The sequence below is a fragment of the Serratia sp. CoH_122_TC_1 genome (genome assembly GCF_058191755.1).
In genome coordinates, this window is record NZ_JBXWLA010000008.1 from 153,600 (window position 1) to 167,333 (window position 13,734).

Below are 13,734 nucleotides of genomic sequence, written 5' to 3' on the forward strand. Positions count from 1 at the left end.
ATTTGCTTCCGTTACGCCTGCAGCGCACGCAGTATCGCTTCCACACTCTCTTTGGCATCGCCAAACAGCATTTGAGTGTTCTCTTTAAAGAACAGCGGGTTCTGCACGCCGGCATAGCCGGTGTTCATTGAACGTTTAAAGGCGATGACGTTCTGCGCTTTCCACACTTCAAGCACTGGCATACCGGCAATTGGGCTGCGCGGATCTTCCAGCGCGGCTGGGTTCACCGTGTCATTAGCCCCGATCACCAACACGGTATCGGTATCGGCGAAATCGTCGTTGATTTCGTCCATCTCCAGCACCACGTCGTACGGCACCTTGGCTTCCGCCAACAGCACATTCATGTGCCCCGGCAAGCGCCCAGCGACGGGATGAATACCGAAGCGCACCTTGACACCACGTGCACGCAGTTTCTCGGTAATCTCCGCCACCGGGTATTGTGCCTGCGCGACAGCCATACCGTAGCCTGGGGTGATGATCACCGACGTGGAGTTCTTCAACTGCTCGGCCACGTCTTCCGCCGTGGTTTCGCGATACTCGCCCATTTCTTCCGCATTACCGGTCGACGAGCCGTCAGTCCCGAAACCACCGGCAATCACGCTGATAAACGAACGGTTCATCGCCTTGCACATAATGTAAGACAGAATGGCCCCTGAAGACCCCACCAACGCACCGGTCACGATCAGCAGATCGTTGCTCAGCATGAAGCCCGCCGCCGCCGCCGCCCAGCCAGAATAGGAGTTGAGCATCGACACCACCACGGGCATATCGGCACCGCCGATGGAGGCCACCAGATGCCAGCCAAACGCCAGTGCAATGGCAGTCATCAGCACCAATGCCACAGCCTGCCAGCCCACGCTGTCGGCACGAACGAACACCACCAGCAACAGGAAGGATACGACCAGTGCAGCCAGGTTCATTTTATGACGATTTGGCAGCGCCAGCGGTTTGGACGAGATAATGCCGCGCAGTTTACCGAACGCGACAATCGAACCGGTGAAGGTCACCGCACCGATAAAGATCCCGAGGAAGACTTCGGTCAGATGGATATTTTCCATCACCGGCTCCATCGGTGCGCCGTGATCCAGGTAGCTATTTAAACCCACCAGCACCGCCGCCAGGCCAACAAAGCTATGCAATACTGCCACCAACTCTGGCATTTCGGTCATTTCGACCTTTTTCGCCAGATAGACACCGATAGAGCCACCGATAATCATCGCGATGATTATCCAGCCTACGTTGCCGGAATCCGGCCCCAGGATGGTGGCGATCAGCGCAATGGCCATCCCGGCAACGCCGAACAGGTTGCCCCGTTTCGACGTTTCATGGCGCGACAGGCCTGCCAGACTGCAAATAAACAAAATAGCGGCAACAATGTATGCAGCTGTAACTAATCCTCCAGACATGTGTTACCCCTTAGTTCTTGCGGAACATCTTCAGCATGCGCTGAGTGACGGTGAATCCACCAAAAATATTGATGCTGGCGATCAGTACGGCGATAAAGGAGAGGAAACTCACCCAGCCACCGTGACCAATCTGTAATAACGCACCGACCACGATAATCCCTGAGATCGCATTGGTGACCGACATCAACGGGGTATGCAATGCATGGCTGACGTTCCACACCACGTAGTATCCCACCACGCAGGCCAGCGCAAACACGGTAAAGTGAGACAGGAACTCTTTCGGTGCGGCGTCAGCCAACCAGCCAAACAGAATAATCGCCAGCGCCATCAGGCCGTACTTCAGCCAAGGTGAAACCGGTTTTTCCACTGGTTTGGCGATCGGGGCCGCTGCCTGTGCCTGTTTAGGCTGGGCGGAGACCTGGATTGGCGGGGCCGGCCAGGTGACTTCGCCACTGCGCACCACGGTAACGCCGCGGATAACGGTATCGTCGAAGTCGACATCGATTTCACCGTTTTTCTCTTTCGACAGCAGCTTCAGCAGGTTGACCAGGTTGGTGCCATAAAGCTGTGAGGATTGGGTCGGCAGGCGGCTTGGCAGATCGGTATAACCTATGATTTTCACGCCGTTGTCAGTCACGGTGACGCGATCGGCGACGGTTAGCTCACAGTTACCGCCGTTTTGCGCAGCCAGATCGACAATCACGCTGCCTGGCTTCATCGACGCCACCATCTCTTTGGTGATCAACTTCGGCGCAGGTTTACCTGGGATCAAGGCGGTGGTCACAATAATGTCGACCTCGGCTGCCTGTGCAGCAAACAAGGCCATCTCGGCTTTGATGAAGGCCTCGGACATCACTTTGGCATAGCCGTCGCCACTGCCCGCTTCTTCCTCAAAATCTAACTCGAGGAATTCCGCGCCCATGCTCTGCACTTGCTCTTTTACTTCCGGACGGGTATCAAAGGAGCGAACAATCGCCCCCAGACTACCTGCCGCGCCAATGGCCGCCAGACCCGCTACGCCAGCACCGATGATCATCACCTTGGCCGGTGGAACCTTACCGGCAGCGGTAATCTGGCCGGTGAAGAAGCGGCCAAATTCGTGTGCGGCTTCAACAATTGCCCGGTAGCCCGCGATATTGGCCATTGAGCTTAATGCATCCATAGATTGCGCACGTGAGATACGCGGTACCGAATCCATCGCCATCGCTGTGACATTGCGTGCAGCCAGCTTCGCGATCAATTCAGGATTTTGCGCTGGCCAAATAAAGCTGACCAGGGTGCTGCCCTCACGCATTAACGCGATTTCGTCCTCAAGCGGCGCGTTAACTTTCAAAATCAGATCTGACTGCCAGACATCGGCAGTATCGGTAATCGTCGCCCCTGCCGCTTCATAAGCGACATCGTCAAAGCTTGCCAGTTTACCCGCCCCGCTTTCGATCGCGACGGTAAAGCCCAGCTTCAGCAGTTGTTCCACCGTTTTCGGCGTTGCTGCAACCCGAGCTTCATTGGCCAACCGTTCTCTTGGTACACCAATACGCATAATGTTCCCTTCTCACCTGTCTTTGATGATGTTTATTATCTTCTACCCCATAGCGATGGCGCCGGCTGACAAGTTTTTTCTTAACCTTGTCGGCAGCAAATTAAGGCGTCATCTATAACCTACTGAAAATATGATCGATGATCCATAATTGCTTACGTATTCAGGTCTGTTTTTACATAAAAATCTGGGCAACGTTATGACAAATCGCAATTTAAAGTTAAAAAGCCCGCTGGAATGCCGTTTTAACGGGCACATTGTGATTGTCTTTCACTGGGTGACATCTGGCATCACGCGGCTGGAACGCATGAAAGTTATAAAATTGTGAATAATTAACACTTATGACATCAAAGGCTTTATTATTGAAACTTATGGTGATTCTGCACAAAATAATCGGCACTCGCCTTTGTGGGATTTGTCTCATGGGATGACATAAAATGCTGAGACACTGGTCGAGATTACATGTAATAATCGGCGGCTGAATTACACCTAAACAGTTCAGCACGTTATAAACGTTAATGCGCTAGGCGAAAGGATTTTTTATGAAGCTGAAGAACACGATCATCGCATCAGCCTTGTTATCACTCACTGCCCTGTCTGCTCATGCAGCGCAAGAGTTAACTCCTGAAAAAGCAGCGGCGTTGAAGCCGTTTGATCGCATCACGATTACCGGCCGCTTTAATGCCATCAATGAAGCCGTTGATGCCGTTTCTCGCCGTGCAGACAAGCTGGGTGCAGACGCCTTCTACATTCAGGATAGCAATAACAGCAACAATGGCGGCAACTGGCGCGTCACCGCAGACCTTTATCATAAAGATGCGCCAGAAGTGAGCAAAGAGCCAAAATACCGCGTTATTAATGGCGTCACTGAACTGCCGAAAGAGCAAGCCTTCCTGCTGGAGCCTTACGATACGGTAAGCGTCAGCGGCTTCTACCGCAGCCAGCCAGACATCAACGATGCCATCACCAAAGAAGCGAAAAAGAAAGGCGCGGCCTCCTTCTTTATCGTGCGCCAGGTTGATGCCAACCAGGGGGGCAACCAGTTCATCACGGCTTACATTTACAAAGCCGATGCTCCTAAGCGTGTTGTTCAGAGCCCGGATGCGATCCCTGCCGACTCTGATGCCGGTAGAGCCGCGTTGGCTGCCGGTGGTGCTGCTGCTGCCAAGGTTGAAATCCCGGGCGTGGCATCTTCAGGTTCGCCAAGCCGCGACGTAGGCCGTTTCTTCGAGACGCAGTCTTCTACCGGTCAACGTTATACCGTCACGCTGCCAAATGGCACCAAGATCCAGGAAGTGAACAACGTGACTGCTGCGCAGATGGTGCCGTTTGATTCTGTGACCTTCACTGGCCACTTCAACAGCATGACTGACGTCTCCACCGAAGTGGCGAAACGTGCAGCCGAGAAAGGCGCCAAGTACTATCACGTGACCCGTCAGTGGCAGAACAAGAGCGGCGGCAACCTGACCGTCAGCGCCGACTTGTTCAAATAAGTTCCACTTTAAGGTTTACCATCGGGCAGCCATTGAGCTGCCCGTTTTTTTGTTGCATATCCCCTCACTCAATTGAATAGTTTTTTGTAAATTTCGCATATTCAATCATTGCATCCACGCCGATCCATCCGTAAAATTTGCGCCAATTTTTAGGGCTATTGTCTATTTGTTCAGTAATTGCCATTACGTTGTTACTGCCAAGCAGTTCCCTCCCAGTTGTTTATTCTGCGTTCAGGATCCGTCATTGGAAAAAAAACTAGGTCTTACCGCGTTAACGGCATTGGTACTCAGCTCAATGCTGGGCGCCGGCGTTTTCAGCCTGCCGCAAAACATGGCGCAGGTCGCCAGCCCTGCCGCGCTGTTGCTGGGTTGGGCGATTACCGGCGTGGGCATCCTGTTCCTGGCTTTTGCGATGCTGTTACTTACCCGCTTACGGCCTGATCTGGACGGCGGTATCTTCACCTATGCGAAAGAAGGTTTCGGTGAGCTGGTGGGTTTCTGTTCTGCCTGGGGTTACTGGCTATGTGCGGTGATTGCCAACGTTTCTTATCTGGTGATCGTGTTCGCTGCACTGAGTTTATTCACCGATCGCGGCGGCGAGGTCATTCTGGGTGACGGTAATACCTGGCAGGCACTGTTGGCCGAGTCTGTGCTGCTGTGGATCGTGCATGCATTGGTGTTACGCGGCGTACAAACGGCCGCCAGCATCAATCTGGTCGCAACGTTGGCCAAGTTGTTGCCCCTGGGAATGTTCGCCGTCTTGGCGGCGATAGCGTTCAACATGGATGTGTTTACCCTGGATTTCCACGGGGTCGCGCTGGGTAAACCCGTGTGGGAACAAGTAAAAAACACCATGCTGATTACCCTGTGGGTATTTATCGGGGTAGAAGGTGCCGTGGTGGTTTCGGCGCGGGCACGTCATAAAAAGGATGTCGGCCGTGCTACCATGCTAGCGGTGATTTCTGCGCTGGCCGTGTATTTGCTGGTCACGCTGCTATCCTTGGGTGTTGTGCCACGCAGTGAATTAGCCGAGATGCGCAACCCGTCCATGGCCGTGCTGATGGTTGATTTGATTGGTCCCTGGGGTGATGTGATCATCGCTGCCGGATTGATCGTGTCAGTCTGTGGCGCCTACCTGAGCTGGACAATCATGGCCGCCGAAGTGCCGCTTCTGGCCGCACAACATGGTGCCTTCCCCAAAATATTCCGTAAGCAAAATAAGAATCACGCGCCGTCAGCGTCCCTTTGGCTGACCAACATTGCGGTACAGTTCGCTCTGGTGTTGATTTGGCTCACAGGCAGCAACTACAACTCCTTGCTGACTATCGCGTCAGAAATGATTCTGGTGCCCTATTTCCTGGTCGGCGCCTTCCTGTTCAAGGTGGCAATCCGTCGTCAGGATAAACGCCTGATGTTCGCTGCGACAGGTGCCTGCTTGTATGGGATTTGGCTGCTTTACGCATCAGGATTGATGCACTTGCTGATGTCGGTTCTGTTATATGCACCGGGGTTATTGGTATTCATCTATGCCAGACGTGGGCATGATGACGTCAAGCTGCTGAATCAACTGGAAAAAGGCAGTATTCTACTGTTGCTGGTGGCAACGGTGCCGGCGGGCTGGTTTATGCTGCAATAAGTCGTGTATGACCGGGTGGGACCACCCGGTTAATTACCTTGGGAGATGCGCAGACTGATCGTCATGCGTTCTTCAACCTGAGAAATGATAACGCCCTCGACACACTCTTGTTGAATGGTCGCCAATTGCTGCGTATCCAATGCATACGGCAATTTAATCTCAAATACCGCCAAGCCCTGCTGCTGAGCCAGATCTATCAGGCGTACAATATTGGCTTCGTCGCTGACCTGGGTGGACACGACCTGCAACGCCAACGCCTTCAAATGCTCTTTCCGCGTTTGTGTGGCACTTGCCTGAGACTTCAATACCATGCCAAAAAATGGCATCACACCGTAGATTGCATCAACAAATCGCCAGTGCTTCTTGCACGATGCAGACAGAAATTCCATGTAATCAAAGCAGATTTTTTCACTGCGGGCGACGGGTGCAAGGTGACTGCTGTTCATCCCTTCCTCTCATTGCCTGGGTATTACATCCTGAAATGGATAATCGATGCGAAGCTTTAACGAATTTCCGCCGTATAATGGCATAATTCCCCTATTGTTTGCCAGTCTGTCCAGGAGCTTTAATCAATGGAACATCACAACTCAGCCCCGGTGCTGATAACAGGCGGCGCACGCCGGATTGGTCTGGCACTGGCCAAGTCATTCTTGCAACGCGATATTCCCGTTATCATTGCCTATCGCAGTGACTACCCGGCGTTGAACGAGCTGAAAGGACTGGGGGCAATCTGCATTCAGGGGGATTTTTCAACGCACGACGGTATCTACCTTTTTGCCGAGCAAGTCCGTCTAATCGCGCCTAAACTGCGTGCCGTGATCCACAACGCCAGTGCCTGGCAGGCAGAGTCGCCAGAAGTACCGCCAGAGCAAGTCATGGCAGCGATGTTGCAAATTCACGTTTACACGCCTTATCTACTGAATCAATTGCTGGAACCCTGCCTGCTGGGTCAGGGACAAGCCGGGGCGGATATTATCCACCTAACCGACTATGTGGTGGAAAAAGGTAGCGATAAACACATTGCCTATGCGGCCAGTAAGGCTGCATTGGACAACATGACGCGCTCATTTGCCCGCAAGCTGGCACCAGAAGTTAAAGTGAACGCCATCGCGCCGGCGCTGATTATTTTCAATCCAGGTGACGATGAGCCTTATCGTCAGCAGGCACTGGCAAAGTCACTGATGAAAATCGCCCCCGGCGAGAGTGAAGTGGTTAACCTGGTGAACTACTTGCTCAGCAGTCGTTATGTCACAGGCCGTACCCACGGCGTTGATGGCGGACGTCCGCTGCGTTAGCACAAAGATCTGCATGGCGTATCGCGGAACCCCGCGTTATGCTGAACGCCGTTATTCTGATAAAACCGCTGAATATGCATAAAATTGTTTTTGTAGAAGACGATCCTGAAGTCGGCAAGCTGATTGCCGCCTATCTGGGCAAACACGACATTGAAGTGTTGATTGAGCCGCGTGGCGACAGTGCGCAGGCACGCATCGAGCTGGAGCAGCCGGATCTGGTCCTACTCGACATTATGTTGCCTGGTAAGGACGGCATGACGCTGTGTCGCGATCTGCGTCCGACCTTCCCTGGCCCGATCGTCCTGCTTACCTCACTCGACAGCGACATGAACCATATCCTCTCCCTGGAAATGGGCGCCAATGATTACATCTTGAAGACCACACCGCCTGCGGTGTTACTGGCTCGGCTGCGACTGCACCTGCGTCAGCACAGTAATCAACCCAAGGAAGAGTCGAGCCAGCCGATCACCCAGCACAATGCGTTGCACTTTGGGCTGTTGTGCATCGACCCGGTCAACCGTCAAGTGACGCTGGGCGAAGAGACCATCACCCTTTCCACCTCAGATTTTGATCTGCTGTGGGAATTAGCCACTCACGCAGGTCAAATCATGGATCGTGAAGCCTTGTTGCAGAACCTGCGCGGCGTGAGCTACGACGGCCTTGATCGCAGTATAGACGTGGCCATTTCGCGCCTGCGTCGCAAACTCTATGACAATACCCTTGAGCCATTCCGCGTAAAAACCGTGCGCAACAAAGGCTACCTGTTCGCTCCGAACGCCTGGGAGTTCGTGCAGCAATGAGAAAGCTCTTTGTCCAATTCTTCCTCTTGCTTTTCGTGTGCTTCCTGGTGATGGCAATGCTGGTGGGGCTGGTGTACAAAGTCACCGCCGAACGCGCCGGTCGCCAGTCGATGGACGATTTGATGAAGAGCTCCTTATACCTGATGCGCAGTGAACTGCGGGAAATTCCACTGAAAGACTGGAATAAAACCATCGCGACGCTGGACTTAAATCTGTCGTTCAAGCTGCACATCGAACCCCTCGGTAAACAGGATCTGAGTGAGGATCTGAAGAAACGGCTTCGTCTTGGGGAGATCATCGCCCTCGACGATCAATACACGTTTATGCAACGCATTCCGCGTAGCCACTACGTGCTGGTTGTCGGTCCCATACCCTATTTGTTCTATCTGCATCAGATGCGGCTGCTGGATTTGGCACTGCTGGTGTTTATAGGCATGTCGCTGGCGTTACCGGTTTTCCTGTGGATGCGACCGCACTGGCAAGATTTGCTCAAGCTTGAAAACGCGGCTCAGCGACTCGGCGCCGGGCATCTTGACGAGCGCACCCATTTTGACCCAACGTCCAGTCTGAACCGGCTGGGGGTGGCGTTTAACCAGATGGCGGATAACGTCAATACCCTGATCGCCAGCAAGAAGCAGTTGATCGACGGTATCGCTCATGAATTGCGCACACCGCTGGTTCGTCTGCGCTACCGACTGGCAATGAGTGAAAACCTGTCAGATAGCGAACAACAAGCTCTGAACCGCGACATCGGCCAGTTGGAGTCGCTGATCGACGAACTACTTACCTATGCACGGCTTGACCGTCCGCAGGTCGCACTCAATATTGAACCGCTCGATTTACCCAAGTGGCTAGAAGATAAGGCTGACGATCTGCGCCTAATCCACCCTGAACGCGAAATAGAGCTGGATATCCCCCATACCGGTGATTTTGGTGGCGTTGATTTGCGGTTGATGGAGCGGGTGCTGGATAATCTGGTAAACAATGCGCTGCGCTATTCCGAACAACGCCTGCGTATCGGCTTGTGGTTTGATGGTGACAACGCCTGTCTCCAGGTAGAAGACGACGGGCCTGGCATTCCGCCGGAAGAACGAGAGCGGGTATTCGAACCCTTTGTCCGTCTGGATCCAAGCCGTGATCGCGCCACGGGTGGCTGTGGGCTGGGGCTGGCCATTGTCCACTCTATTGCTGTCGCCTATCAGGGCCAGGTTTACGTCGATGCCAGTTCTCTCGGCGGCGCTTGCTTCCGCTTCTGTTGGCCGGTCAAACCCAATTTCAATTTAAAAGCAGACCCGGTGTAACCCTGCCTACGCAATTGCTTGAAAGGCCTGGAGGGTTCTCCGGATTACAATAATATGGAGCTAAACGATGACATCTGCACATACCCCTTCACCTTCATATGACGAGCTACGCGCCCTTTTCACCCGGTTGTCGCGTTTCGGTCACCTGTCAGCCATTGCCGGTTGGGACATGCAAACCATGATGCCATCGGGCGGCAGTAAAGCGCGCTCAGAAGCACTGGCGGAACTGAGTGTCTTGCAACATCAAATTTTGACGGCAGAAAAAACCGGTCGCCTGTTTGAACGTGCCCAACAAGAAACACTTGATGACATCGATCAGGCCAATCTGTTAGAAATGCGCCGCCAATATGACAACGCAGTGCTGGTGCCTGAGTCATTGGTTGAAGCCAAATCGCTGGCGGGTGCACGCTGTGAACACGCCTGGCGCGCCCAACGTCCGGCCAATGATTGGGACGGCTTTTCAGAAAACCTGCGTGAAGTGGTCAAACTGAGCCGCCAGGAAGCACAGATCCGTGCTGAAGCGGCTGGTTCCAGCCGTTATGACGCCTTGCTGAACCTGTACGAGCCGGGTATGCGCAGCAGCGATATCGACCGCATCTTTGGCGATCTGAAAACCTGGTTGCCTGACCTGCTGCAAAAAGTGGTGGCCAAACAGGCTCAGGAACCCTGCCTTATTCCGCAAGGCCCGTTTAATGTCGATACCCAACGCCAACTGAGTTTGAGCGTGATGAAACTGCTCGGCTTTAACTTTGATGGTGGCCGCGTGGACGTCAGTGCACACCCATTCTGCGGCGGCGTTCCGGAAGATGTGCGCATTACGACTCGCTACAACGACAAAGAATTTCTGACGGCCCTGCTCGGTATTGTGCATGAGACTGGCCATGCCCGTTATGAGCAAAATCTGCCGCGTGAATGGCTGGGTCAGCCCGTAGCACAAGCGCGTTCTACCGCTATTCATGAATCGCAGAGTTTGTTGTTTGAAATGCAATTGGCGCGCAGTAGCGACTTTCTCAAGATTCTGCGTCCACTGATCATCAAACAATTCGGTGAGCAACCGGCACTGGAAGAAAATAACTTCATCCGCCTCAACCAACGCGTGAAACCCGGTCTGATTCGTGTAGACGCTGATGAGGTGAGCTACCCGGCCCACGTGATCCTGCGTTATGAGATCGAGAAAGCCTTGGTCGAAGGCGACATTGAAGTGGAAGACATTCCAGCGCTGTGGGGCGAAAAAATGCACCGCTACCTTGGTTTGGATACTGTCGGTAATTATCGGAATGGTTGTATGCAAGATATCCACTGGACCGACGGTGCCTTCGGTTACTTCCCGACTTACACTCTCGGTGCCATGTATGCAGCGCAGCTTTTCCAGACCATCGGCAAAGCGCTACCTACACTGAACAATGATATCGCCGAAGGCAACCTGACCCCACTGTTCCAGTGGCTGAAGAATAATATTTGGCGTCACGGCAGCCGCTTCCCTACCGATACACTGATCACCAATGCAACCGGTGAACCCTTGAATCCAAGCTACTTCCGTAAGCATCTGGAAAGCCGCTACCTGTAATGCATTCCCCAGGCACGGCTAACCCCGTGCCTTTTTTCCCCTGTTTGACCGTCATTGCGTCATAACCCACTGTCCCTACTTGCGACACCTTGGTTACAGAGTGGAGGTTGGCTACTCACTTAATGTATGTTGTAACTAAAATAAGATTAAGTGATAACCGCCGCAAAGGTGTATATCCGCTCATTTATCATCGCCATTCGCGCCAGACAGCGCATACGCCGGTTGATATTCGCCCCGCCATCCGGGCCCCAAAAACCACGATGTACATTAGGTTACACGCCGAAACCAATCACTCACGGAAAGCATTCCGCGGTTTGCCTACTATCTTAACACCGGCCCCGCAGTGGGCTTGATACATGATGAGTAACTTGAGGAATCAACAATGAAAAAAGTATTAGCTCTGGTTGTTGCCGCTGCAATGGGTCTGTCTTCTGTTGCTTTCGCTGCTGACGCTGCCACCACCACGACCGCACCTGCGGCGACCGCTACCACCACCATGGCTGCACCGGCCAAAACAACTCACGTGAAAAAACATCACGCGAAGAAAGCACCGGTACAAAAAGCGCAGGCGGCTAAAAAGCACCACAAAGCCACAGCCAAAAAAGCCCCTGCTCAGAAAGCACAGGCAGCCAAAAAACACCACAAAAAATCCAGCCATAAAAAAGCTGCGTAACAGCAATCTGATGTGAGGCTCCCCTCACCAGTCCAGGCTTGAGTTTTCCAACACCCGGTTCGCCGGGTGTTTTTTCATCGGGGGTTCTCATCATGCTGCGTCGCTACTTATTTGAAATTATTTTGGCCACTCTGATCCTCTGCGGACTGATCGCCGCCTTTTTTTATCTGTAGCTGCACAGCCTTTCTGGATTAGAAATTATTGAAAAATCAATCACTGCCCATCCACACGGCAACGAAATCAGTCTATAGTTACCATTCAGTGTGTTTATGGATGACCCGTATTTTCCAGGCAAGAAACTTATGCGCATAACCGTTTTGCTGTTGCTGTGCTCATTTCCGCTCGCACTTTCCCTTTCAGCTCGGGCTGATAGCCCATCCGACGCGTCGGCTGCTGAGCAAACCCGCCTATTTTTTGGCAAAGATGAACGCGTTAAGGTCACTGAAACCGACGGTTGGCCGTGGCAGGCGATTGGGCAAGTGGAAACCGCCAGCGGTAACCTGTGCACCGCCACGCTTATTTCCCCTCATTTGGCACTTACTGCCGGTCATTGTGTACTGGCACCTCCGGGCCAACTGGACAAAGCTATCGCGCTGCGTTTTGTTGCCGGTAATAAAACGTGGAAATACCAAACGAGCAATATTGAAACGTTAGTTGACCGCAAGCTGGGCAAAAAGCTCAAACCTGACGGTGATGGCTGGATTGTTCCCCCCGCGGCGGCGGCTTATGATTTTGCGCTGATTCGCTTGAAGGATAAAAATACCTTGCCGATTAAACCGCTGCCACTGTGGCAAGGCGACAGCAAGGCGCTGACCCAAGCGATGAAACAAGCCAAACGCTTAATTACTCAGGCGGGGTATCCGGAAGATCATTTGGACGACCTTTATAGTCACCAAAACTGTAAAGTGACAGGTTGGGCCCAGCAAGGTGTTCTGTCGCATCAGTGCGATACACTCCCCGGCGATAGCGGCTCTCCGTTACTGCTGAAAACGGCCGATGGGTGGTCGTTGATCGCCATTCAAAGCTCCGCACCGGCGGCTAAAGATCGTTACCGTGCCGATAACCGAGCGCTGGCCGTCACCGGCATTCGTGATGCGCTCGACGCATTGGCAGCCGGAAAGTAAGCTATTCCCCTCCGGCGTGGGTCTCCGCGCCGGTTGTTTCTCTTTCGTCTCCTTTCATAAACCGCTTGGGTGTCGTGCCGGTAAACTGGCGGAAGAAAGCGATAAAGGCACTGTCGCTGGAAAAACCCAAACGCTGCGCCACTGAACTGACCGACGACATTTCCGCCAACAGCGCTATCGCCCGCATCAACCGCCATTGCTGACTCCATTGTTGATAACTCAGCCCAGTCTCGCGCTGGAAAATACGCGTTAGCGTTTTGGCGTGCAAATTCAGTTGCTGTGCCAATACACTCAACCCCGGTAATTCATCGTGCCTATCGAGATCCTCCAGCCAAAGGGCCAGACGAGAGTCGCATGGCAGTATCAGGCCGGTATTCTCAAGCCGCGCCATATGCAGTTCGTTAACCAGTACCGGCACCAGATCTCGTGCTGACGGGCATTCAATAACCTGGTTGAGTGGCCAGTAAGCGATACGCTCAATCACCGCGGCCAGCAAAGGATTGGCCGCCAATATTGCACACTCATGCGACATGTTGGGCGCTAACGCAGGCTCCAGATAGATCGAGCGATAAGCTACCTGTCCGTGCAGTTGAACCCGATGCCGGATACCACCAGGGATCCACAAGCAACGCGTTGGCGGCAAAATCAGCCAACGGTCGGCCAGCGTCACCGTCATGCATCCACGTGCGGCATACAGCAACTGCGCACGTCGATGTTCATGCTCTTCAGAATCATGTTTGGCCAATTCCGCTGCAATCCCCAGCAACGGGGCCGGCAGAATATCTGGGTCAAACACATCCTGCTGGGTAATGAATGCCATCGAATTGTCTCTTTTTCGTTGTTTTTTGTCCTTATGATTGTAATCGAGCATGTAGCCTTTCCCTATACTGGCGCGATTATTC

The 13,734-nt window shown here is 53.2% G+C and carries 13 protein-coding genes; 9 read left to right on the forward strand and 4 right to left on the reverse strand.

Annotation, left to right across the window (positions count from 1 at the left end; translation table 11 throughout):
* Positions 1 to 11: 11 nt before the first annotated feature.
* Together pntB and pntA are read right to left on the reverse strand one after the other, a co-directional pair.
* The gene (pntB, locus tag AC2FC2_RS12315) at positions 12 to 1,406 is read right to left on the reverse strand and encodes a Re/Si-specific NAD(P)(+) transhydrogenase subunit beta (RefSeq protein ID WP_209633678.1); all 1,395 of its coding nucleotides are present in this window, start codon (positions 1,404 to 1,406) and stop codon (positions 12 to 14) included.
* Positions 1,407 to 1,416: 10 nt separating this feature from the next.
* Positions 1,417 to 2,946: a Re/Si-specific NAD(P)(+) transhydrogenase subunit alpha gene (gene pntA, locus AC2FC2_RS12320; protein WP_490659304.1), complete on the reverse strand. Its 1,530-nt coding sequence runs from the start codon at positions 2,944 to 2,946 to the stop codon at positions 1,417 to 1,419.
* Between the two features lie 539 nt (positions 2,947 to 3,485).
* Here pntA and ydgH point away from each other — a divergent pair.
* Together ydgH and AC2FC2_RS12330 are read left to right on the forward strand one after the other, a co-directional pair.
* Positions 3,486 to 4,436 carry a DUF1471 family protein YdgH gene (gene ydgH / locus AC2FC2_RS12325; RefSeq protein WP_209633682.1) on the forward strand — a complete coding sequence of 317 codons (951 nt, stop codon included), beginning with the start codon at positions 3,486 to 3,488 and terminating at the stop codon, positions 4,434 to 4,436.
* Positions 4,437 to 4,680: 244 nt separating this feature from the next.
* The gene (locus AC2FC2_RS12330; protein ID WP_265553413.1) at positions 4,681 to 6,072 is read left to right on the forward strand and encodes an amino acid permease; all 1,392 of its coding nucleotides are present in this window, start codon (positions 4,681 to 4,683) and stop codon (positions 6,070 to 6,072) included.
* 29 nt (positions 6,073 to 6,101) lie between these two features.
* On the opposite strand, the gene AC2FC2_RS12335 is transcribed toward AC2FC2_RS12330, so the two are convergent.
* Positions 6,102 to 6,518, reverse strand: a complete 417-nt coding sequence (locus tag AC2FC2_RS12335) for a hypothetical protein (RefSeq protein WP_037415624.1) — start codon at positions 6,516 to 6,518, stop codon at positions 6,102 to 6,104.
* Positions 6,519 to 6,644: 126 nt separating this feature from the next.
* Between AC2FC2_RS12335 and folM the strand changes: the two genes are divergently transcribed.
* From folM to AC2FC2_RS12370, 7 genes are all read left to right on the forward strand, one after another.
* On the forward strand, positions 6,645 to 7,367 hold the full coding sequence (gene folM, locus AC2FC2_RS12340) for a dihydromonapterin reductase (protein WP_209633687.1): 723 nt from the start codon (positions 6,645 to 6,647) through the stop codon (positions 7,365 to 7,367).
* Between the two features lie 74 nt (positions 7,368 to 7,441).
* Positions 7,442 to 8,167 (forward strand): two-component system response regulator RstA, encoded by a 726-nt coding sequence (rstA, locus tag AC2FC2_RS12345; protein ID WP_037415986.1) that lies wholly within the window; start codon positions 7,442 to 7,444, stop codon positions 8,165 to 8,167.
* Positions 8,164 to 9,468, forward strand: a complete 1,305-nt coding sequence (rstB, locus tag AC2FC2_RS12350) for a two-component system sensor histidine kinase RstB (RefSeq protein ID WP_404759541.1) — start codon at positions 8,164 to 8,166, stop codon at positions 9,466 to 9,468. Before rstA ends, rstB begins: the two co-directional genes overlap by 4 nt.
* Before the next feature lie 67 nt (positions 9,469 to 9,535).
* Positions 9,536 to 11,035, forward strand: a complete 1,500-nt coding sequence (locus tag AC2FC2_RS12355; protein ID WP_265553417.1) for a carboxypeptidase M32 — start codon at positions 9,536 to 9,538, stop codon at positions 11,033 to 11,035.
* 382 nt (positions 11,036 to 11,417) lie between these two features.
* Positions 11,418 to 11,708: an acid resistance repetitive basic protein Asr gene (asr, locus tag AC2FC2_RS12360; RefSeq protein WP_265553419.1), complete on the forward strand. Its 291-nt coding sequence runs from the start codon at positions 11,418 to 11,420 to the stop codon at positions 11,706 to 11,708.
* A gap of 92 nt (positions 11,709 to 11,800) precedes the next feature.
* Entirely contained in the window at positions 11,801 to 11,881 is an 81-nt protein-coding gene (ydgU, locus tag AC2FC2_RS12365; protein ID WP_490307730.1) for a small membrane protein YdgU, read from the forward strand.
* 129 nt (positions 11,882 to 12,010) lie between these two features.
* Entirely contained in the window at positions 12,011 to 12,832 is an 822-nt protein-coding gene (locus tag AC2FC2_RS12370; protein ID WP_061806348.1) for a trypsin-like serine peptidase, read from the forward strand.
* A gap of 1 nt (position 12,833) precedes the next feature.
* On the opposite strand, the gene AC2FC2_RS12375 is transcribed toward AC2FC2_RS12370, so the two are convergent.
* Positions 12,834 to 13,652: an AraC family transcriptional regulator gene (locus AC2FC2_RS12375; protein WP_490307441.1), complete on the reverse strand. Its 819-nt coding sequence runs from the start codon at positions 13,650 to 13,652 to the stop codon at positions 12,834 to 12,836.
* Positions 13,653 to 13,734: the final 82 nt, after the last annotated feature.

Coding starts and splice junctions, on each gene's coding strand:
- ydgH (WP_209633682.1), top strand. CDS start 3,486: ATGAAGCTGAAGAACACGATCATCGCATCAGCCTTGTTATCACTCACT.
- AC2FC2_RS12375 (WP_490307441.1), bottom strand. CDS start 13,652: ATGGCATTCATTACCCAGCAGGATGTGTTTGACCCAGATATTCTGCCG.
- pntA (WP_490659304.1), bottom strand. CDS start 2,946: ATGCGTATTGGTGTACCAAGAGAACGGTTGGCCAATGAAGCTCGGGTT.
- ydgU (WP_490307730.1), top strand. CDS start 11,801: ATGCTGCGTCGCTACTTATTTGAAATTATTTTGGCCACTCTGATCCTC.
- AC2FC2_RS12370 (WP_061806348.1), top strand. CDS start 12,011: ATGCGCATAACCGTTTTGCTGTTGCTGTGCTCATTTCCGCTCGCACTT.
- AC2FC2_RS12335 (WP_037415624.1), bottom strand. CDS start 6,518: ATGAACAGCAGTCACCTTGCACCCGTCGCCCGCAGTGAAAAAATCTGC.
- rstA (WP_037415986.1), top strand. CDS start 7,442: ATGCATAAAATTGTTTTTGTAGAAGACGATCCTGAAGTCGGCAAGCTG.
- rstB (WP_404759541.1), top strand. CDS start 8,164: ATGAGAAAGCTCTTTGTCCAATTCTTCCTCTTGCTTTTCGTGTGCTTC.
- folM (WP_209633687.1), top strand. CDS start 6,645: ATGGAACATCACAACTCAGCCCCGGTGCTGATAACAGGCGGCGCACGC.
- pntB (WP_209633678.1), bottom strand. CDS start 1,406: ATGTCTGGAGGATTAGTTACAGCTGCATACATTGTTGCCGCTATTTTG.
- AC2FC2_RS12355 (WP_265553417.1), top strand. CDS start 9,536: ATGACATCTGCACATACCCCTTCACCTTCATATGACGAGCTACGCGCC.
- asr (WP_265553419.1), top strand. CDS start 11,418: ATGAAAAAAGTATTAGCTCTGGTTGTTGCCGCTGCAATGGGTCTGTCT.